The organism is Pseudonocardia sp. (assembly GCF_050246655.1).
GTDB lineage: Bacteria > Actinomycetota > Actinomycetes > Mycobacteriales > Pseudonocardiaceae > Pseudonocardia.
The window spans coordinates 1-19,806 of sequence record NZ_JBFWVQ010000017.1; the positions used below are offsets into that span (position 1 = coordinate 1).

General features: G+C 73.4%; 17 protein-coding genes, 2 pseudogenes and 1 riboswitch. Of the genes and pseudogenes, 16 read left to right on the forward strand and 3 right to left on the reverse strand.

The genetic code is table 11. From position 1 onward, the window contains the following. Together AB7J25_RS08600 and AB7J25_RS08605 are read left to right on the forward strand one after the other, a co-directional pair. A pseudogene (locus AB7J25_RS08600) lies at positions 1–212 on the forward strand (leucyl aminopeptidase); the annotation flags it as partial. Next, the gene (locus AB7J25_RS08605) at positions 209–982 is read left to right on the forward strand and encodes a maleate cis-trans isomerase family protein (protein WP_428506893.1); all 774 of its coding nucleotides are present in this window, start codon (positions 209–211) and stop codon (positions 980–982) included. The pseudogene AB7J25_RS08600 and the gene AB7J25_RS08605, both read left to right, overlap by 4 nt. Positions 983–1,018: 36 nt before the next feature. On the opposite strand, the gene AB7J25_RS08610 is transcribed toward AB7J25_RS08605, so the two are convergent. Both AB7J25_RS08610 and AB7J25_RS08615 read right to left on the reverse strand, forming a co-directional pair. After that, entirely contained in the window at positions 1,019–1,333 is a 315-nt protein-coding gene (locus AB7J25_RS08610) for a hypothetical protein (protein ID WP_428506895.1), read from the reverse strand. 44 nt (positions 1,334–1,377) lie between these two features. Continuing rightward, complete coding sequence (locus tag AB7J25_RS08615) at positions 1,378–2,379, reverse strand: LLM class flavin-dependent oxidoreductase (protein WP_428506897.1); 1,002 nt, start codon at positions 2,377–2,379, stop codon at positions 1,378–1,380. 374 nt (positions 2,380–2,753) lie between these two features. Between AB7J25_RS08615 and AB7J25_RS08620 the strand changes: the two genes are divergently transcribed. Beyond that, positions 2,754–4,298 carry a hydantoinase/oxoprolinase N-terminal domain-containing protein gene (locus tag AB7J25_RS08620; RefSeq protein ID WP_428506899.1) on the forward strand — a complete coding sequence of 515 codons (1,545 nt, stop codon included), beginning with the start codon at positions 2,754–2,756 and terminating at the stop codon, positions 4,296–4,298. 53 nt (positions 4,299–4,351) lie between these two features. Then, positions 4,352–5,452, forward strand: a complete 1,101-nt coding sequence (locus AB7J25_RS08625; RefSeq protein WP_428506901.1) for a DUF917 domain-containing protein — start codon at positions 4,352–4,354, stop codon at positions 5,450–5,452. 24 nt (positions 5,453–5,476) lie between these two features. Here AB7J25_RS08625 and AB7J25_RS08630 read toward each other — a convergent pair whose 3' ends face one another. Continuing rightward, positions 5,477–6,958, reverse strand: coding sequence for a PucR family transcriptional regulator (locus tag AB7J25_RS08630; RefSeq protein WP_428506903.1), 1,482 nt, complete (start codon positions 6,956–6,958; stop codon positions 5,477–5,479). Between the two features lie 93 nt (positions 6,959–7,051). On the opposite strand from AB7J25_RS08630, the gene AB7J25_RS08635 reads away from it, so the two are divergent. The 12 genes and pseudogenes from AB7J25_RS08635 to AB7J25_RS08690 all read left to right on the forward strand — a co-directional run bounded on the left by AB7J25_RS08635 (position 7,052) and on the right by AB7J25_RS08690 (position 19,804). Continuing rightward, the gene (locus AB7J25_RS08635; protein ID WP_428506905.1) at positions 7,052–8,125 is read left to right on the forward strand and encodes a DUF917 domain-containing protein; all 1,074 of its coding nucleotides are present in this window, start codon (positions 7,052–7,054) and stop codon (positions 8,123–8,125) included. Then, positions 8,112–9,650, forward strand: a complete 1,539-nt coding sequence (locus tag AB7J25_RS08640) for a hydantoinase/oxoprolinase N-terminal domain-containing protein (RefSeq protein ID WP_428506907.1) — start codon at positions 8,112–8,114, stop codon at positions 9,648–9,650. Before AB7J25_RS08635 ends, AB7J25_RS08640 begins: the two co-directional genes overlap by 14 nt. Then, on the forward strand, positions 9,647–11,965 hold the full coding sequence (locus AB7J25_RS08645) for a xanthine dehydrogenase family protein molybdopterin-binding subunit (protein ID WP_428506909.1): 2,319 nt from the start codon (positions 9,647–9,649) through the stop codon (positions 11,963–11,965). The genes AB7J25_RS08640 and AB7J25_RS08645 overlap by 4 nt, the downstream gene beginning before the upstream one ends. After that, on the forward strand, positions 11,962–12,849 hold the full coding sequence (locus AB7J25_RS08650; RefSeq protein WP_428506911.1) for an FAD binding domain-containing protein: 888 nt from the start codon (positions 11,962–11,964) through the stop codon (positions 12,847–12,849). The genes AB7J25_RS08645 and AB7J25_RS08650 overlap by 4 nt, the downstream gene beginning before the upstream one ends. After that, positions 12,846–13,313: a (2Fe-2S)-binding protein gene (locus tag AB7J25_RS08655; RefSeq protein WP_428506913.1), complete on the forward strand. Its 468-nt coding sequence runs from the start codon at positions 12,846–12,848 to the stop codon at positions 13,311–13,313. The genes AB7J25_RS08650 and AB7J25_RS08655 overlap by 4 nt, the downstream gene beginning before the upstream one ends. Positions 13,314–13,541: 228 nt before the next feature. Further along, complete coding sequence (locus AB7J25_RS08660) at positions 13,542–14,420, forward strand: FAD binding domain-containing protein (protein WP_428506915.1); 879 nt, start codon at positions 13,542–13,544, stop codon at positions 14,418–14,420. Positions 14,421–14,448: 28 nt separating this feature from the next. Continuing rightward, on the forward strand, positions 14,449–14,955 hold the full coding sequence (locus tag AB7J25_RS08665; protein WP_428506917.1) for a (2Fe-2S)-binding protein: 507 nt from the start codon (positions 14,449–14,451) through the stop codon (positions 14,953–14,955). Positions 14,956–14,996: 41 nt separating this feature from the next. Next, positions 14,997–17,381, forward strand: coding sequence for a xanthine dehydrogenase family protein molybdopterin-binding subunit (locus tag AB7J25_RS08670; protein ID WP_428506919.1), 2,385 nt, complete (start codon positions 14,997–14,999; stop codon positions 17,379–17,381). Between the two features lie 99 nt (positions 17,382–17,480). Beyond that, a pseudogene (locus AB7J25_RS08675) lies at positions 17,481–17,798 on the forward strand (AAA family ATPase); the annotation flags it as partial. A gap of 94 nt (positions 17,799–17,892) precedes the next feature. Continuing rightward, positions 17,893–17,991: riboswitch (glycine riboswitch) on the forward strand. A 134-nt stretch (positions 17,992–18,125) separates the two neighbouring features. Next, positions 18,126–19,247, forward strand: a complete 1,122-nt coding sequence (gcvT, locus tag AB7J25_RS08680; protein ID WP_428506921.1) for a glycine cleavage system aminomethyltransferase GcvT — start codon at positions 18,126–18,128, stop codon at positions 19,245–19,247. A gap of 21 nt (positions 19,248–19,268) precedes the next feature. After that, positions 19,269–19,682, forward strand: coding sequence for a glycine cleavage system protein GcvH (gene gcvH, locus AB7J25_RS08685; RefSeq protein WP_428506923.1), 414 nt, complete (start codon positions 19,269–19,271; stop codon positions 19,680–19,682). Beyond that, positions 19,679–19,804: a hypothetical protein gene (locus AB7J25_RS08690; protein ID WP_428506925.1), complete on the forward strand. Its 126-nt coding sequence runs from the start codon at positions 19,679–19,681 to the stop codon at positions 19,802–19,804. Before gcvH ends, AB7J25_RS08690 begins: the two co-directional genes overlap by 4 nt. Positions 19,805–19,806: the final 2 nt, after the last annotated feature.

The following is a 19,806-nucleotide window of genomic DNA, read 5'->3' on the forward strand; positions in this document are numbered from 1 at the left end:
AGTTCGGCGGCGGCATGGGCATGGAACTACGCAGCTTCTACGGCAACGTCATGTTCTCCATCGGCCCCAACAACGAACTCGGCGGACCCAACAACACCGCCTGCCACTTCGACATCCCCATGCGCGGCAACACCCTCTACCTCGACGACGACCTCATCGTCGACGCCGGCGAACTCACCGTGCCCGAGATGCGCCCGGCGGCCACCCGATGAACACCCGCGACCATCATGTCGGGCTGATCGTCCCCAGCTCGAACCTCACCATGGAGACCGAGCTGCCCCGGATGCTGCGCGCCCGCGAGCAGGCCGTCCCCGAGGACCGGTTCGTCTTCCACTCCGCCCGCGCCCGCATGCAGCACGTCACACCCGAGCAGCTGCGCGCCATGAACGCACAAGCCGAGCGGGCCGCCGCCGAGCTCGCCGACGCCCGCCCGGACGTCGTCGCCACCGCCTGCCTCGTCGCGATCATGGCCCAGGGACCCGGCTACCACTGCACCGCCGAGGAGTCCATCACCGCGGCGCTGCGCACGGAGGGCTCCGACGCACCCGTGATCTCCTCGGCCGGAGCCCTGCTGTCCGGGCTGGAGGCCCTGGGCGCGAAGCGGATCGCCATCGTCACCCCCTACCTGCGGCCGCTCACCGACGCGGTCGTCGCCTACCTCGAGCACGCCGGGCACGACGTCGTCGACGCCCTGTCCCTCGAGGTGCCCGACAACCTCGCCGTCGCCCGCCTGGACCCCACCGACCTCCACGAGCACTGGCGCCGCCTCGACCTCACCCGAGCCGACGCCCTCGTCCTGTCCTGCTGCGTCCAGATGCCCTCGCTGGATGTCGTCCAGCAGGTGCAGGACGCCGCCGGGATCCCGGTGCTGTCCGCGGCCACCGCCACGACCTTCCGGATCCTCACCGAGCTCGGCCTGCCGCCCGTCGTGCCCGGGGCGGGGTACCTGCTCAGCGGGAACGTCGGGGCGCCGGTGGGGTGACCAGGCCGATCGGGACGACCGGGACGGCCGACGGGCTCACTCGACGACCGGGCCGTGCAGCGCCTCGTCGAGCTCCACGTAGGTCGCCCACTCCTCGAGCAGCGCCACGAACTCGGGGGCCGTGCCCGCCGCCCGGTACTCCTCGATGTCGGTCACCTCGATCACCTCGAGATAGCTGATCGTCGGCACCCCGTTCCCGTCGAGGGTGCCCTCGATCCGGGTCACGTCGTAGCTCCGGATGGCCGCGCTCCTGCGCGCCACCGGGTAGTCGGTGCGGCGGATCCACTCCTCGTAGTCGGCCGGATCCACGCCGGGGCGCAGCTTGTTCAGGAAGTAGACACGGTGGGTCATCGGGGATCAGGAACTCTCCGTCGTGTGCGGGTCGGGTGGGCGGGTCAGAGCCGGGTGAGCACTTCACGCGCGGTCAGTGTGGCGATGCGTCCGGCATCGGGTGCCGGGAACAGCCACAGCCCGACGGAGTCGGATCCGGCCTCGAGGAGCGCGCGCAGCTTCTCCGCGCACTCGTCCGGCTCGCCGGCGATGGCGAGGTCCTCGACCCAGGAGCCGGGCATGCGGGCCGCGAGGTGGTCCGCCCCGCCCTCGGCCAGCAGCGCGGCGAGCTCGTCGCGGATGCCGTACGTACCGGAGAGCGCGTTGTCCGGCATGGCCGCGAGGTAGAACGCCACGGAATCGCGCACGGCCTGCTTGGCCACGGCGCCGTCGGTGTCGACGGAGAACAGCGCGTAGGTCACGAGGCGGTGCGGGTCGGTCCGCCCCCCGGCCCGGGCTCCGGCGTCGACGTGCTCGCGGGCCCACCGGACGTAGGGCGGGCTGGCGAGGGTCGACAGCACGGTCCCGTCCGCGATCTCCCCCGAGAGCCGCAGCCCCCGCTCGTTCACCACTCCGGTGTAGAGGGGCACCCGGGTCGCTGCGGGATGGGCGAGCGCGATCTTGTCGAAGTGGAAGTGCCCGGACTCGGTGACCTCCTCGCCGTCGAGCAGGCGGCGCACCGCGTTGACGCACTGGCGCAGCGCCGACAGCGGCTTCGGGGGCATCAGCCCCATCTGGTCCAGCCACGCCGGAACGCCGTGGCCGATCCCGCCGAAGATGCGTCCCGGGAACAGCACGTCGAGCGTCGCGAGCTCCATCGCCAGCACGGCCGGATGCCGGGTCGCCGCCGAGACGATGCCCAACCCGAGCGGCAGCCGGCTGGTGGCCGCGAGCGCGGCCGTCGAGCCCGCGATGCCACCGGAGAAGAAGCAGTCCTCGGAGAACCAGAGCTCGCCGAAGCCCAGCTTCTCGGCCAGCTGGGCCATCGCCACGATGTCGCGGGAGGGCATGTGGCTGCCCAGGACCAGCCCGACGGGGGAGTCCGGCGAGACCGCTGGCGGGGTCACGCGTCCACCACCGCGCCACGGCGGCTGCTCGGGGGTGCAGACATGGGTCCTCCTTCACGGGCGGCCCGCACGGAGCGGCTCCGGCGGGGGCGGGGCGTCGGCCCGAACCTAGGGAGCGGACGCCACCCGTGTCTCTGGCGGATCTGCCGAGATCCGCGGCCGGGTTGTGCAGAACGCCAGCCACGCCGGCTGGCCGTCGGTTCGCGCCGAGTTCCGTAGACCCGCCCGCGTCCATCGGATGATTCGCACAGGTCCGGCCGATTCTTCGGTGGTCGTGCACAAGTCCCCGGACTTCACGCCGCTCTAGTCTCCCGATCGAGCCGCCCGATCCGGTGCGTCTCCACTGACCTTGACCCCTCGGCGACGGAGAGGCCATGCGCATCGGGATCGACGTGGGCGGGACGAACACCGACGCAGTGCTCATCGATGGTTCCACCGTCCTCGCCGAATGCAAGGTGGCGACCACGGAGGACGTCACCTCGGGGATCTCCGCCGCGCTCGCGGCCCTGCAGGCCTCCGCGGTGCACGATCCCGGCGCCGTGCATGCCGTCATGATCGGCACGACCCACTTCATCAACGCGATCGTCCAGGGGCGCGACCTCGCACCCACCGCGGCGATCAGGCTGGGTCTGCCGGCGACCGAGGCCCTCCCGCCCCTCTCGGGCTGGCCCGCCCGGCTCGTCACCGCGATCAAGGGGCGCCGCTACCTCTGCCACGGGGGCCACGAGATCGACGGCCGCGCCATTGCGCCGCTGCGCCGCGACGAGCTGGAGCGCGCCGCCGAGGACATCGGCTCCCACGGCGTGCAGTGCGTCGCCGTCGCCTCGGTCTACTCGCCGGTGAACGCCCAGTACGAGCTGGAGGCGGCCGAGATCCTGAGCGACCTGCTGCCGGACGCCTCGATCAGCCTCTCGCACCTCATCGGCAGGATGGGCCTGCTCGAGCGCGAGAACGCGACCATCATCAACGCCTCCCTCAGCGACCTCGCCACCCGCATCTGCCGCGGCCTCGCGCGGGCCGTGAGCGCCGCCGGGATCGACGCGCCGCTCTACCTGAGCCAGAACGACGGCACCCTGATGGACGTCGATCACGCACGCCGCTTCCCCGTGGCCACCTTCGCCTCCGGCCCGACCAACTCGATGCGCGGCGCCGCGTTCCTCTCCGGCCTGCGCGACTGCGCCGTCGTCGACGTCGGCGGCACGACCTCGGACGTCGGGATGCTGCGGCACGGGTTCCCCCACGAGGCCAGCACGGAGGTCAGCGTCAGCGGCATCCGCACGAACTTCCGGATGCCCGACGTGCTGTCCGTCGGCCTCGGCGGCGGCAGCCGCGTGCGCCCGGACCCGCTCTCGATCGGGCCCGACAGCGTCGGCTACCGGCTCACGAAGGACGCGCTGGTGTTCGGGGGCAGCACGCTCACCTGCACCGACATCGCCGTCGCCGCCGGCATCGCCGACATCGGCGACCGCGGCCTCGTCCGGCGCCTCGACCGCACGCTGGTGGCGGAGGTGCTCGCCCGGATCGGCGAGGAGATCAGCGCCGCCGTCGACCGGGTACGCCCCAGCGCGGAGAACCTCCCGGTGGTCGCCGTCGGCGGGGGAAGCATCCTCGTCCCCGACGAGCTCCCGGGGGTCGGCACGGTCCACCGGCCGGCCCACCACGCCACCGCCAACGCGATCGGCGCGGCGATCGCCCAGGTGGGAGGCGAGGTGGACCGGATGTACTCGGTGTCTCCCGGCGAGCGCGACCGGCTGCTGGACGAGGCCCAGCAGGAAGCGGTGAACAAGGCCGTCGCCGCGGGCGCGAAGCCCGACTCGGTGCAGATCGTCGACGTCGACGAGGTCCCGCTGGCCTACCTGCCCGGCAACGCGACCCGGATCCGGATCAAGGCCGTCGGCGACCTCGAGCTGTCCCCCTGAGCCGTCCGGCCCCGTCCACCCGCCGGCCTTCCCGCCCCGATACGGAGACATCGATGGCCCAGACCCTGCAGCTCGCCGACCTCCCCGACCTGGCCCGCGGCGCGGCGCTGCTCGGCACCGGAGGAGGGGGCGATCCCTACATCGGGCTCCTCCTCGTCTCCGCCGAGCTGGAGCGCGGCCGCACGATCACGCTGATCGACCCGCAGGAGGTCGACGACGACGAGCTCGTCGTGGCCAGCGCCTTCATGGGCGCACCCACGGTGGTGATCGAGAAGATCCCCGGTGGCGACGAGCCCGTGGTCGCGCTGCGCCGCCTCGAGCACCATCTCGGCCGCACCGCCGACGCGATCATTCCGATGGAGTGCGGCGGCCTGAACTCGATGGTGCCGCTGCTCGTCGCGGCCCGCACCGGCCTGCCCATCGTCGACGGTGACGGGATGGGCCGCGCGTTCCCCGAGCTGCAGATGGAGACGTTCGGCGTCTACGGCGTCTCGGGCTCCCCGATCGCGATCTGCAACGAGCGCGGGCACGTCACCCTGATCGACACGGGCCCGGACAACCACAGCATGGAGTGGTACGCGCGCGGGGTCACGATCCGCATGGGCGGCGTGTCCTACATCGCCGAGTACCCGATGACCGGCGCCCAGGTCAAGCGGACCGCGATCCCGCGGACCATGACGCTCGCGCTGCGGCTGGGCCGGGTGATCCGGGAGGCGCGCGAGCAGCACCGCGACCCGTTCCAGGCACTGACCGAGTGCCTCGCCGGCACCATCTACCGGTACGGGACCGTCCTCCTGGAGGGCAAGGTGATCGACGTCGAGCGGCGCAGCGCCGACGGCTTCGTCCGCGGCGTGGCGCGCATCTCGACGTTCGACGGGTCGTCCACGGTGGTGCTGACGTTCCAGAACGAGCACCTCATGGCTCGCGACGGCGACCGGCTCCTGGCCGTCGTCCCCGACCTGATCTCGGTGCTGGACGCCGAGTCCGCCGCGCCGATCACCACCGAGGCCCTGCGCTACGGCCAGCGCGTGCGGATCTTCGCGATCTCGACGCCGCCCATCATGCGCACGCCGGAGGCCCTGGCGGTCTTCGGGCCGCGGGCGTTCGGTCTCGACGTCGACTGGGTTCCGGTCGAGGAGCTCGCCACCCGGTGAGCGGGCTCCTCGACCGGAACCCAGTCAGGCGAGGGCCCGGGCCCGGCAGGCGAGCTGGAGCAGGAGCCAGTCGTCGGGGTTGTCCGGATCGACGTCCAGCTCGGCGAAGATCCGTTCGACCCGGTACGCCACGGAGTTGCGGTGCAGGTGGAGCTCCGCGGCGGCGCGGGAGAGGGAGCCGTGGTTGTCGAGATAGGCCTGCAGCGTGCGGATGGCCTCGGCGGACTTGGTCCGGCCCATCTTGTCCAGCGGCGCGAGCACCGTGTCGACGGCCGTGCGCGCGGCCTGGGACGAGTACCACTCGACGAGGGTCTGGCGCAGGCCCAGTCCGTCGAAGGCCGTCGCGAGGTTGGCGCGGCCCCGCGCCCGGACCGCGGCGACCGCGGCCCTCGCCTCGGCCGCCGAGTTGATCAGGCCCGTCGGGCCGCTGTGCGCCGACCCGACGCCGCAGTAGGTCGTGACGCCGGGGAACTCGGCGATGGCCGCGTCGAGGGCCCGCTGCACGATCCGCACGGCGTTGGCGGCAGCCGTCGACCCGGGGTCGTTGCGCGACATCTGGATCAGCAGCAGCCCGCGCTCCGCGCGGGCGAGGTGCCAGGTGCCGCTGCGGCGCACGGTGTCCAGCGCGAGCCGGCCGAGCTCCTCCCGCCGGGCGAACGCCGCCACCTCGTCGGCGTCCGCGGGCCGCTCCTCGCTGTACTCGATGCGCGCCACGAGGTGCCAGCCGTCGATCGGCAGGCCCAGGGACCGGGCACGGCGCAGCAGCTCGGATCGACCCCGCGCGGAGCTGTCGAGGAGCTCGGTGAGCAGCTCGGCGCGCGACCGCATCGGCAGCTCCCGCGCGCGGCGCTCGGCCAGGGTCGCCAGGCCGAGGAAGTCGGCCAGCAGCCGGCCGATCAGCATCAGCTCGGGCCGCGCCTGCATCTCCTCGCTGTGCACCAGCACCCACCGCTGGGCGTCGCCGCCCAGGCCGACCGGGAACGCGAACTCGCCCTCCGGCTGGTCGGACAGGACGAGCTCGGCACCGGCGATCTCGGCGATCTCGGCCACCAGCTCCTCCGACGGCGCGTCCCGGTGGGAGGCCAGCTGCTGGACCGCGACGACGGCGCGCTGCAGGGCGAGCTCCGCGGGGCCGCGCAGGGCGATGTCCAGCGCGCACACGAGGGTCGCGATGTTGATCGGCTCGACGTTGCGCAGGATCGCGAGCCCGAACCGCTGCGCCGTCGCCGCCGATGTCGAGATCGGACGGGGAGCCGCGGGGTCGGCGAGCACGAGCGCGACCGCCCCCCGGGTGGCGGCCAGCCGCAACGCGACATCGAAGCGGTACGAGTCGACGGCGCCGTTGGTCTGGCGGCTGAGCACCACGATCGCGCCCGCCGGGCACTCCTGGAGCTCGAGCAGATCCTCGGCGAGGAAGACCCGCTCCACGGGCCTGGCCCCCACCGACCCCCCGAGGCGCTCCAGGCGCAGGCCCGGTGTCCGCAGGACCTCGTCGAGCTGCGGCACGCTCACCTCCCCTTCGGCGCAGATGACAATATGTTGGCCATTCCTGTGCAGAATGTACAGATGCAGTCGCAGGAGCGGTGTTACGTTTCGGCCGTGCGGCTGGACGCGGAGAACATCGAGGCCTTCGCGCTCGGCTGCGCCGTCCTCAGCGCAGGCGGCGGTGGCGACACGGCGATCGGGCTCGCCATGGCACGCCACGCGATCGAGTGCCACGGCCCGGTCGAGGTCGTCGCCGCGGCGGACCTCGCGCCGGACGCGCTCGTGATGCCGTGCGGGCTGATCGGCTCACCCACGGTCGCCCAGGAACGGATCTGGAGCGGGGACGAGGGTGAGCGGCTCGCGAACGCGGTCGCCCGGCTGCACGGCGCCCGGGTGGACGTCCTGATGTGCTACGAGATCGCGGGGGCCAACGGGCTCCTGCCGGTGCTCTGGGCGGCCCGGTTGGGCACCCCGCTGCTCGACGCGGACGGCATGGGCCGGGCGTTCCCGGAGATGCAGCAACAGGCGATGCACGTGGCGGGGGTCGCGGCGAGCCCCGTCGTGCTCAACGACGGCCGGGACAACGACATCGTCCTGCACTCGGCGGACAACCTGGCGGCCGAGCGGCTGGCGCGCAGCTGCACCGCGGCGCTGGGTGGCACGTGCGCCGGTGCCCTGTACGTGATGTCGGGCCGGGTCGCGCGGTCCGCGGCGATCGTCGGCTCGGTGTCCAGGGCCGTCGCGGTGGGTGACGCGATGCACGTCCGGCGCAGCGGCTGGCCTGCCGCGCTGGCCGACGAGACCGGTGGGCGGGTGCTCATCGAGGGACGCATCGTCGAGGTCGAGCGCAGTGGCGGTGCCGGATTCGCCCGCGGGCACGCGGTGGTGGAGGGCACGGACGTGCAGGGGCTGCGGCGGCTGCGCCTGGAGCTGCAGAACGAGGTGCTCGTCGCGCTCGAGGACGGGGAGGTCGTCGCCACCGTCCCCGACGTCATCGCCGTGCTCGGGCTGGTCGACGGCCGCCCGGTCGGCACCGAGCGCCTGCAGTACAGCCAGCGGGTGGGCGTCGTGGCCGTCCCGGCGCCCGAGGTGTGGCGCTCGGCGGCGGGCCTCGCCGTCGTCGGCCCGCGATCGTTCGGCTACGACCTGGACTACGCCGGCCCGGGAGCCGTCCGTGCCGGCCGCTGACACCCTGCGCATGGGCATCGACGTGGGCCACACCAACACCGACGCCGTGCTGATCGGCGGCGGCGGGGACGTCGTCGGCCAGGTCAAGGTGCCCGCGGCCGCCGACCTCGGCGCCTGTGTGGAGACCGCGATCGCCGCCCTCCTCACCGGATCCCCGGTCGACCCCGGACGGATCGGTGCGGTCACCCTCGGCGCGGCACGCACGACCGATGCGATCAGCACCCGCAGCGGCCTGCGCCGGGTCGCGGTGCTGCGCATCGGGGCCCCGCTGACCTCGGCCGTGCCGCCGCTGGTCACCTGGCCCCCCGAGCTGCGCGCGGCGGTGGCGGCCGGTACCGCGGTGGTCGCGGGCGGCTGCGAGTTCGACGGGGTGCGGATCGCCCCCCTCGACGAGCGCGCGATCGCGAGGTTCGCCGCCGAGGTCGCTGTCGCGGCGGAGGCCGTCGCGATCACCGCGGTCTTCTCCCCCGTCGACCCCGCCGACGAGGAGCGGGCGGCCGCCATCCTGCGCGCCGAGCTGGGCGAGATCCCGATCTCGACCAGCCACGAGATCGGCTCGATGGGGCTGCTCGAACGGGAGAACGCGACCGTCCTCAACGCGGCGCTCTCCGGGAGCGTCGCGGCCGAGGCGGCCGTGCTGCGGGAGGCCGCGCACCGCCACGGCGTGGGCGCGGAGTGCTACCTCGCGCAGAACGACGGGACCCAGATGGCCCTGGACTACGCGACGCGGTTCCCGGTCCTGCAGATCGGCAGCGGCCCCGCCACCAGCATGTGCGGCGGCGCGTTCAGCAGCGGGGTCACCGATGCGGTGGTGGCCGACATCGGCGGCTCCGGGACGGCCGTGGGCCGGCTCGTCAACGGCTTCCCCTGGGAGTCGCTCACCCCGTACAGCGTCAACGGCGTGGTCACGAACTTCCGGCTGCCCGACGTGATCGACGTGCCGATCGGGGGCGGGCCGGTGCGCGACGCCCTCTGCTCCGGCGGGTCGGTGCCGACCCTGACCGACGCCGCGGTGGCGGCCGGGCGCACGACGTTCGGCACCGACCCGGTCGCGCAGCGGTGGCACACCGCCCTCGCCGACCGGCTGGCCGAGGCCGACCGGATGATCGCCGAGGCCGTGGACCGGGTCTCGCTCGGCGCCCGCGACCTGCCCCTGGTCATCGTGGGCGGGGCCGGTGGCATCGCTCCCGAACGGATGCCGGGGATCACCGAGGTCATCCGGCCTCCGCACTTCGAGGTGGCCAACGCGCTCGGTGCGGCGATCGCGCCGGTCGGCGGCGTCGCCGAGCGGATCTGCGCCGGCCGTCCCGACCTGCTCCGCACGGCCGTCGAGGACCTCACGACGGAGGCCTTCCGCCGGGCGATCCTCGCCGGCGCCGACCCGGGCCGGGTGCAGGTGACCGGGATCGAGGAGGTCCCGCTGGCCTACCTGCGCGATCCCGCCGTACGGATCAGGGTCCGCGCGGCCGGGCCCCCGATGACCGCATCCCCGCACTCCCCCCGCAGAACGGAGGCCCCGCGATGACGAGCACCCCCACGGTGCTGGGCAGGCGGTTCGTCCGCCGCGACGGCCTGGCGAAGGTGACCGGCGAGGCGCGCTACACCGCCGACCTCGCCTTCACCGGGCTGCTGCACGCCAGGTTCGTCTACGCCGGGCGGGCCCACGCACGCATCGTGTCGATCGACACGTCGCACGCCGCCCGGATGCCCGGCGTCCACGCGGTGATCACGCAGGCCGACGCTCCGGCGGTCCGCTACGGGATGTTCGTCAAGGACCGGACGCTGTTCGCCCGCGACGTCGTCCGGTTCGAGGCCGAGATCGTCGCGGCCGTCGCCGCCGACACCCCCGAGCGGGCCGCCGCCGCCGCGGCCGCGGTGCGGGTCGAGTACGCCGACCTGACTCCCGTCCTGGACGCGGACACCGCGCTCGATCCGTCCGCTCCGCTGGTGCACCCGGAGTGGGCGGGCTACGCGACCCTGCCCGGGGTGGAGCGCGGGCACAACGACTGCGGCTACATGACCTCGGTGAAGGGCGACGTCGAGGCCGGGTTCGCCGAGGCGGACCTGCAGCTGACCGAGACCTACCGCAGCGACATGGTGCACGCCGTCCCGATCGAGCCGCACGCCGTGGCCGCGCAGTGGCAGGGCGACAAGGTCACGATCTGGAGCACCAGCCAGGTGCCCTTCCCGGCCCGCGCGGGCGTCGCGGAGACCCTGCAGATCCCGCAGAGCGACGTCCGGATCGTCGTCCCGCACCTCGGTGGCGGCTTCGGCGGGAAGTGCGACTTCCACTTCGAGGCGCACGTCGCGCTGCTCGCGAGGATCACGCGGCGGCCCGTGCGGCTCGTGTTCACCCGTCGCGAGGAGTTCCTGGCGACCGACAAGGTGCGCCATGCGGCCCGGATCGAGCTGACCACCGGGGTGAAGCGCGACGGGACGATCACCGCACGCCGGGCGCGGCTCGTCCTCGACTCGGGCGCCTATTGCGGCGATGCGCTGTTCGCCACCGAGATCGGGCTGATGATGATCGCGGGCCCCTACCGCGTCCCGCACCTGCACGCCGAGGTGCACACCGTCTACACGAACCGGACGCCCGCGGGCAGCGTCCGGGCCCCGGGGGGCCCGCAGACCTGCTGGGCCGTCGAGCAGCACACCGACGAGCTGGCCCGGCTCGTGGGCCTGGACCCGCTGGAGTTCCGGCGCCGCAACCTGGTCCGGGCGGGCGACACCGGCCAGACCGGGCAGCGGTTCGTCAGCTCCAGCGCGCTCGAGTGCCTGGAACGCGCCGCCGAGCTGGCCGGCTGGCCCGGCGAGGCCACCGGCCCCGACGAGGCGCTCGGCGTCGCCGTCGGATGGTGGTTCAGCCTGTCGGTGCCCTCCGGCGCGTACCTCAAGCTCAACCCCGACGGCACCGGCACCATCATCACGGGCGCGCAGGAGAACGGCAGCGGGTCGGTCATGGGCCTGCCGCTGCTCGCGGCCGAGGAGCTGGGGATGGACCCGGGCTCCTTCTCCGTCCTCTACCAGGACACGGACTCCGGGCCGTTCGACATCGGCAGCGCCGGGAGCCAGACGACGTTCAACAACGGCCGGGCCGTGATCGAGGCGGCCCGGGAGGTCCGGGAGAAGCTGCTCGACGTCGCCGCGGAGCGGCTGGAGATCGACAAGAGCGACCTGGAGCTCGTCGACGGCACCGTGCGGGTGAAGGGGACGCCGACGCGGGCGGTGCCGTTCGCCGAGCTCGCCGCGGGCGCCCAGCTGATCGGCAGCGGGTCGGGCGACCCGCCGCCGCTGCCGGAGCACGACCTGGGCGGGTGCCGCGGGCGGCTGGGGTACTCCGCGTTCGCCGCCCCGTCGTTCTTCTGCCATGTCGCCCGGGTGCGTGTCGACCGGGCGACCGGCGTGGTCACGGTCCCGCAGGTCGTCGCGGTGCACGAGTTCGGTCGCGTGCTAAACCCGCTCGGCGCGCAGGGCCAGGTGGAGGGCGGGGTGATCCAGGCCGTCGGGATGGCGTTGCTGGAAGGAAGCCGCTACGACGGCGGCCACCAGCTCAACCCGGGGCTGCTGGGCTACAAGCTCGTCACGGCGCCGGACGCGCCCGCGGTGACCGTCGAGTTCCTCGACGACCCGGTCGACCAGGGCGGTCCCCACGGGGGCAAGGCGGTGGGCGAGCCCCCGGTCGTCGGGACCTGCGCGGCGATCGGCAACGCGATCGCCGCGGCCACGGGCCACCGGGTCCGGGCGCTGCCGATGAACGCGGAGCGCGTCTGGGCGGCCCTGCACACCGAGGCCGACACCGATACCGACACCGAGGCCGACGCCGCCGGGAGCCGGTCGTGAGCCGCTACGCCGCCGCCCGCACGGCGGCCGAGGCCGTCGACCTGCTCGGCGCGGACCCGGGGGCCCGGGTGATCGCGGGCGGGACGGACCTCGTCGTCGCGGCCCGCAACGGCAAGCAGCCGCTACCCGGATCGCTGGTCGCCGTGCACCGGATCGCCGAGCTCGCGCGGCAGCGCGACGCGGAGGCCGAGCTGGAGCTGGGGGCGCTCACCACGCACGCGTGGCTCGAATGCTCGCCGCGGGTCCGCACCCGGTGGTCCGCACTCGCCGACGCCGCGGCGATGATCGGTTCACCGGCCACGCGGGCCACCGGCACCGTCGGCGGGAACCTGATGAACGCCTCCCCCGCCATGGACCTGGGCTCACCGCTGCTCGTGCTCGGGGCCGAGGTCGAGCTGCGGAGCGGCCGCGGCACCCGCACGCTGCCGGTGGCCGAGCTGCTGGCGGGCCCGGGCCGGACCACCGCCGCGCCGGACGAGCTCCTCACGATCGTCCGCGTGCCCGGCCCGCCGTCGCGCTCCGGCAGCGCCTACGTCCGGCTGGAGCACCGCAAGGCCATGGAGATCGCGATCGTCGGAGCCGCCGCCGCCGTCCGCCTGCGTCCCGACGGCCTCGTCGGCTCGGCGCTGCTCGCGCTCACCGCGGTCGCGCCGACCTGCCTGCGGGTCCCGCACGCCGAGGCCCTGCTGATCGGCCGCCGGGCCGACGCGGAGACGTTCGCCGAGGCGGCCACGGTCGCCGCCGCCGCGGTGGCGCCCATCACCGACGTGCGCGCCGGTGCCGCCTACCGCCGCGCGATGACGTCGGTCGTCGTGACGCGGGCGCTGGCGCTGGCGACCGCGCGTGCCGTTCGGCCGCCCACCGAGACCGGGAGGAACCCGTGAGCCATCCCCTCGACCTGACCGTGAACGGGGTGCGGGCGCAGCTGCAGGTGGCGGTGCACCGCTCGTTGCTCTCGGTGCTGCGCGAGGACGTCGGGCTGACCGGTCCCAAGGAGGGCTGCGACGACTCCGAGTGCGGCGCGTGCATGGTGCTGCTCGACGGCGAGCCCGTGAACTCCTGCTCCTACCTCGCGGTTCAGGCCGACGACCGCGAGGTCGTCACCGTGGAGGGCGTGGGCTCCGGCGGCGACCTCCACCCGGTGCAGCGCGAGCTGCTCGCCGCGGGCGGGGTGCAGTGCGGCTTCTGCACCCCCGGCGTCGTCGTCTCCGCCGCCGCGCTGCTGGAGGGCACGCCCGACCCCGATGAGGAGCAGGTTCGCCGGGCCCTCGCCGGCAACCTGTGCCGCTGCACCGGCTACCAGAAGATCGTCGAGGCGGTGCTGCGCGCCGCCGCGTCGTCTCGGTGACAACGGCGACGACACAGCGACGTAACTCACTCTTGACATGCTCGGCGCCCTTGTGCGTTTCCGCCAAGTTCGGCCCTCCCTTCGGAGAGAGTGCCGAAGATGCCCCACCGGGTGGCCCATACCCTCGCCGTGACCCAGCCACCGGAGTCGGGGGCAGCACCCCTCCCGCACCTTCCCGCACGGTCGTCCGTTCCACCACAGCCCGATCTCCCCCAGGGGGTACATCGCATGAAGCCACCCGCCTTCACCCACCACGCCTGTCGGACGGTCGAGGAGGCCGCCGAGCTGCTCGACTCCAGCGAGGACGCCAAGGTCATCTCCGGCGGGCAGAGCCTGGTGCCGATGATGAACCTGCGCCTGGCGAACCCCGCGCACCTCGTCGACCTCAACTTCGTCGACGGCCTCGGCGGCATCGACGCCGGCTCCGGCACGCTGACCATCGGGGCCACGGCCCGCCAGCACGAGGTCGAACGGTCGCCGGTGGTCGCCTCCGCGGCCCCGCTCGTGGCGGCGGCGCTCGCCCACGTCGGGCATCCCCAGATCCGCAACCGCGGGACGGTGGTGGGCAGCATCTGCCACGCCGATCCCGCCGCGGAAATGCCGGCCGTGCTCACCACGCTCGGCGGGCACGTCACCGCGCAGAGCACCGCCGGGACGCGGACGATCGACGCCGGGAGCTTCTTCGACTCCTACCTCACGACGGCGCTGGCGCCCAACGAGATCGCCACGTCGGTCACCTTCCACACGCCGAACGGGTCCTCCGGCTGGTCGTTCGAGGAGGTCGCCCGGCGCCACGGCGACTTCGCGATCATCGGTGTCGTCGCCCTGCTGACGGTGTCCGACGGCGTCGTCTCCGACGCCCGGCTGACCGTCTTCGGCGGCGGGGCCACCCCGGTCCGGATCACCGCGGCGGAGCAGTTGCTGGTCGGTACGGCGACGGGCGACGTCGACGACGCCCTGCTGGCCAGGGCCGCCGGTGCCACCTCGGAGACGCTGCGGCCCAGCGACGACATCCACGCGAGCGCCGACTACCGCCGCCACGTCGCCGGCGTGCTGGTCACCCGCGGCATCCGCACCTCGCTCGACCGCGCGAGCACCTCCGCCTGACGGCACCACCACGAAGGAGACCAGTCCGATGACGACGAACCCCAAGCACGCGGTCAACCTCACGGTCAACGGCGAGTCCCACGAGGTGCTGATCGAGTCCCGGCGCACCCTCGCCGACGTCCTGCGCGAGGACGTGGGGCTGACCGGTACCAAGCTCGGCTGCGAGCACGGCGTCTGCGGAGCATGCACCGTCCTGGTCGACGGCAGCGCCGTGCGGTCGTGCCTGATCTTCGCCGTGCAGGCGCAGGAGGCCGAGATCTCGACGGTCGAGGGCCTCGCAGAGGACGGCACGCTCGACCACGTCCAGCAGGCCTTCACCGACAACCACGGCCTGCAGTGCGGCTTCTGCACCGCCGGGATGCTCATGTCGGTCCACGCGATGCTCGCCGAGAACCCGGACCCGACCGAGGACGAGATCCGGGTCGGGCTCAACGGCAACCTCTGCCGGTGCACCGGCTACCAGAACATCGTCAGGTCGACCGCGGCCGCGGCCGCGGCGGGGAAGGCGGCGAGGTCCAGTGTGCAGGCTTCCTGACGTGTCCACCGTCGTCCCCTCGCAGGTGAAGGGCTCCCACCATGTCTGAGACACTCCTCGAGAACCACCTCGCGATCCGCAAGGACAAGTGGATCGGCAAGCGCGCCAAGCGCGTCGAGGACCCGCGCTACCTCACCGGCACGGCACGCTACGTCGCCGACCTGGTGCTGCCGCGCCTGGTGCACGCCGTCTACGTCCGCTCACCGCACCCGCACGCCCGCATCGTGTCGATCGACACCTCGGTCCTGCCCGGCCTGGGGAAGTCCGTGTGGGTGTTCACCGGGGCGGACCTGCGCGACGTACCACCGCTGATCGACCACGTCGTGCTCGACAACCTGCTGCGCACCCCGCAGAACGTCATCGCGATCGACAAGGTGCGCTTCGTGGGCGACGCCGTGGCCGTCGTCGTGGCGGCCGACCGCTACGCCGCCGAGGACGCCGCGGAGCAGCTCGGCGCCGCCGTCGAGTACGAGGTGCTGCCGCCGGTGCCCGACGTCGCGGCCGCGAACGCCCCCGGCGCCGCCGTCCTGCACGAGCAGCTGGGCACCAACGAGATCTACCGGCAGACCGAGCGGCACGGCGACACCGACGCCGCGTTCGCCGCCGCCGACCGGGTCTTCTCGATCCCGTTCCACCACAACCGCTACGGCGCGGCCCCGATGGAGACCCGGGGGGTGCTGGCGAACTACGAGCGGTCCGAGCAGCAGCTGACCGTGTGGTCGTCGACCCAGATGCCGCACTTCCTGCGGTCGGTCATCTCGGGCCAGCTGGGCCTGCCCGAGCACCGCGTGCGGGTGATCGCGCCCGAGGTCGGCGGCGGCTTCGGGCAGAAGATGTGCACGTCGCCGGAGGAGATCGCGATCCCCTTCATCGCCCTGCAGCTCGGCAGGCCCGTGAAGTGGATCGAGGACCGGCACGAGCACCTGCTGGCCGCGACGCAGGCCAAGGAGGAGTACATCACCCTCGAGGTCGCGGCCTCAGCGGAGGGGAAGCTCCTCGGCGTGCGCGGGGAGTTCGTCGGTGACGGCGGCGGCTACTCGTTCAACACCGAGAGCGCGCTGATCGAGCCCGCGCTCGCCTCGAAGTCGTTCCCCGGCCCGTACCGCATCGACGCCTTCGACGAGACGGTCGCGGCGTCGCTCACGAACAAGAGCCCCGTCGCGGCCTACCGCGGCGTGGGCTGGACGGCCGCGAACACCGTGCGCGAGATCATGATCGACGAGATCGCCCGGGACCTGGACATCGACCCGGTCGAGATCCGGCGGCGCAACATGCTGCACTCCGAGGACCTGCCCTACCGCTCCATCACCGGGCAGCTCTACGACAGCGGCAGCTACCTGGAGTCGCTGGAACTCGCCATGAAGACCGTCGACTACCCGGCGTTCCGGACGATGCAGGCGAGGCTGCGCGAGCAGGGGCGCTATCTCGGGCTCGGGATCAGCTCCTACGTCGAGCAGACGGCCTGGGGCAGCGACTCCTCGGCCCAGGCAGGCACGCCGCTTCCGTCGCACGACAACTCGACGGTCACCGTCGACCCCAGCGGCACGGTCACGGTCGCGGTGAGCACGTCGTGCCACGGCCAGGGCCACGAGACCACGTACGCCCAGATCGCCGCGGACGGCCTCGGCATCGACATGGCGGACGTCAAGGTGGTCTACGGCGACACCCTCACCGCGCCCTACGGGCTCGGCACCTACGCCAGCCGCAGCGCGGTGATCGGCGGCGCGACGGTGGCGCGGGCCGCCGCCGACGTCCGCGAGCAGATCCTCAAGGTCGCGGGGAACATGCTGGAGGCGAACCCGGACGACCTCACGATCGAGGACGGGGTCATCTCCGTCGGCGGGGCACCGGGGGCGTCGAAGACCATGGCCGAGGTCGCGTTCGCCGCCTACTGGGACTCCGACGTCCGTGCGTCGGAGCCGATGCTCACCTCGACCCGGTTCTACGACCCGCCCGCGACGTACGCCAACGGGTGCGTCGTCGTGCTCGCCGAGGTCGACGCCGGTACCGGCGCGGTCCGGCTGGACCGCATCGTCGCGGTGGAGGACTGCGGCACGGTCATCAACCCGATGATCGTCGAGGCCCAGGTGCAGGGCGCGATCGCGCAGGGCATCGGGGGCGCCCTGTACGAGCAGTTCGTCTACGGCGAGGACGGGCAGCCGCTCACCACGACGTACATGGACTACCTGATCCCGACGTCCACCGACGTGCCGCCGATCGAGGTGCTCAGCCTGGAGTCGCCCTCGCCGTTCAGCATCGGTGGCATCAAGGGCATGGGCGAGGGCGGGCAGATCGCCGCGCCCGCGGCCGTCGCCAACGCCGTCGCCGACGCTCTGGCACCGTTCGGAGCCCGGATCCGCCAGCTCCCGCTGGCCCCGGACTACGTGCTCCGGCTCATCGGTGCGATCGGCGCCGCAGAGTCCTGACCCGTCCCCACCACCGGCGCCGGCCGCGAGCAGCCGCTCGCGGCCGCCGTCGGCGAGGAGTGCACACCGATGCTGCTGGAGACCCCGTTGGAGCGCACGGCCGCCACCGCCGCCGGCGGCCCACCCATGGACGTCCACGCCGTCGAGGCCTCCCTCTACGACGACCGCTTCCTACTCGCCCGCCCCATCCTGCGTGCCCTGCAACACAGCCCCAGCGTGCTGCTGGTCGACGAGATCGACCGCGCCGACGACGAGTTCGAAGCCTTCCTCCTCGAAGTCCTCACCGAACACGCCGTGTCCATCCCCGAACTCGGCGAAGTCCGCGCCAGCACCCCACCCATCGTCGTACTCACCTCCAACCGCACCCGCGAGGTCCACGACGCCCTCACACGCCGCTGCCTGTACCTGTGGCTGGACGCCGACCGCGTACGCGACCGGCTCGACGACCTGGTCGCGTCATGACCGCGCGCGCACCGCCGGGCGGGAGCACACACCACTCCACATCGCCGTTCGACTCGCAGCGGGAGATCCGGCCCACCCCACGGGGACCGGAGCCGTAGGAGCAACTCCTCCCCAGGAATCTCTCAGGCCACCGCACCGCCGCGACGAGGCAACTCTGGAAAGCGGTCCCGCCGCCCGCGGGCTCGCACCGAAGGGGCAAGCGGGCCCGGCCCGCGAATCTCTCAGGTCCGACGACAGAGCCGGGGAGACCGCCGAGAGGCGCTTGCCGATCCGGAGCCCCGCGTGCCGACATCGACGTCCCCCGAACCCGTCCCGACCTCCCCGCTGCACGCCGAACACGCTGCGCTCGGCGCCGTGCTGACGAGCTTCGCCGGCTGGCGGATGCCGCTGCGCTACGACAGCGAGCTCGCCGAGCACCGGGCCGTGCGGACGGCGGCGGGCCTGTTCGACCTCTCGCACATGGGTGAGATCGAGGTGTCCGGACCGCAGGCCGCCGCGGCGCTCGACCACGCCCTGGTCGGCGACCTCTCCGCGGTCGGGATCGGCCGGGCGAGGTACTCGCTGCTCTGCAGCACCGAGGGCACCGTGCTCGACGATCTCGTCGTCTACCGGCTGGCGCCGGACCGCTTCCTCGCCGTCGTCAACGCGGGGAACACGGCCGCCGACCTCACCGAGCTGACCCGACGGGCCGCCGGTTTCGACGCGACCGTCACCGACCGCTCCGCCGCGACGGCGCTGATTGCGGTCCAGGGCCCCCGCTCGGTGGAGATCCTGCGGGGGCTTGTCCCGTCCGGCCAGGCCGACGTGGTGGCGGCGCTGCTTTACTACGCCGCGACCCCGGCCACCGTCGCGGGCCACGAGGTCCTGCTCGCGCGCACCGGCTACACCGGCGAAGACGGTTTCGAGCTCTACCTCCCGGCGGCGCGGGCGCCCGCACTCTGGCGCCGGCTGCTCGCCACCGGCCGCCCCGCGGGCCTCGTGCCGGCCGGGCTGGCCTGCCGCGACACCCTCAGGCTGGAGGCGGGTATGCCGCTGCACGGCCAGGAGCTCAGCAGCACCATCGACCCGTACTCCGCCGGGCTGGGCCGCGTCGTCCGCCTCGGCAAGCCGTTCGTCGGTCGCGACGCGCTGGCGCTGCTCGCCGGGCGCGAGCTCGAACGCAGGCTGGTGGGCCTGCGCGGCACCGGCAGGCGGGCCGCCCGCACCGGCTACCTCGTCGTGGCCGAGGACGGCTCGGTCGTCGGGCGGGTCACCTCCGGGGCACTGTCCCCGACGCTCGGCCACCCGATCGCGCTCGGCTACGTCGACGCCGCGCGGGCCGCGCCGGGCACCGAGGTCGCCGTGGACGTCCGCGGTCGGCCCGAGCCCTACGTCGTCGTCACCCCGCCCTTCTACCGCCGCTGACCCCTGACGAGGAGATCCAGGATGTCCGAATCCCCGCTTCCCGCCGACCTCAGCTACTCCGCCGATCACGAGTGGGTCGCCATCGCGCCCGGCACCCCGGCGCCTGCCGAGGCCGTCCGGGTCGGCATCACGTCGGCCGCCGTCGAGTCGCTCGGCGAGATCGTGTTCATCGAGCTGCCCGAGGCGGGCACCGCGGTCACCGCCGGCGAGGTGTGTGGCGAGATCGAGTCGACCAAGGCGGTGTCCGAGCTGTTCAGCCCGGTCTCCGGCGAGGTCGTGGCCGTGAACGCGACCCTGGCCGACACGCCCGGGCTCGTCAGCGCGGACCCGTTCGGCGCGGGCTGGCTGTTCACCGTCCGGGTGGAGGCGCTCGGCGACCTGCGCAGCGCGACCGAGTACGCGTCCCTCCTCACCGGGGGAGAGCAGGCCCGATGAGCGTCCTGGACGCGCCGCTGGCCGCGGCCGACCCCGAGGTCGCCGAGCTGATCGGACGCCCCATGATCACCGTCACCGGTGCAGGACGTCCGTATACGAACGCTGTGCACCGGCGCTGGTGATC

Bases quoted from the DNA above. Each gene is read 5' to 3' on its own strand.
- AB7J25_RS08670 (WP_428506919.1), top strand. From the start codon at position 14,997: ATGTCTGAGACACTCCTCGAGAACCACCTCGCGATCCGCAAGGACAAG.
- AB7J25_RS08625 (WP_428506901.1), top strand. From the start codon at position 4,352: ATGGCCCAGACCCTGCAGCTCGCCGACCTCCCCGACCTGGCCCGCGGC.
- AB7J25_RS08620 (WP_428506899.1), top strand. From the start codon at position 2,754: ATGCGCATCGGGATCGACGTGGGCGGGACGAACACCGACGCAGTGCTC.
- AB7J25_RS08690 (WP_428506925.1), top strand. From the start codon at position 19,679: ATGAGCGTCCTGGACGCGCCGCTGGCCGCGGCCGACCCCGAGGTCGCC.
- AB7J25_RS08660 (WP_428506915.1), top strand. From the start codon at position 13,542: ATGAAGCCACCCGCCTTCACCCACCACGCCTGTCGGACGGTCGAGGAG.
- AB7J25_RS08605 (WP_428506893.1), top strand. From the start codon at position 209: ATGAACACCCGCGACCATCATGTCGGGCTGATCGTCCCCAGCTCGAAC.
- gcvH (WP_428506923.1), top strand. From the start codon at position 19,269: ATGTCCGAATCCCCGCTTCCCGCCGACCTCAGCTACTCCGCCGATCAC.
- AB7J25_RS08610 (WP_428506895.1), bottom strand. From the start codon at position 1,333: ATGACCCACCGTGTCTACTTCCTGAACAAGCTGCGCCCCGGCGTGGAT.
- AB7J25_RS08645 (WP_428506909.1), top strand. From the start codon at position 9,647: ATGACGAGCACCCCCACGGTGCTGGGCAGGCGGTTCGTCCGCCGCGAC.
- AB7J25_RS08665 (WP_428506917.1), top strand. From the start codon at position 14,449: ATGACGACGAACCCCAAGCACGCGGTCAACCTCACGGTCAACGGCGAG.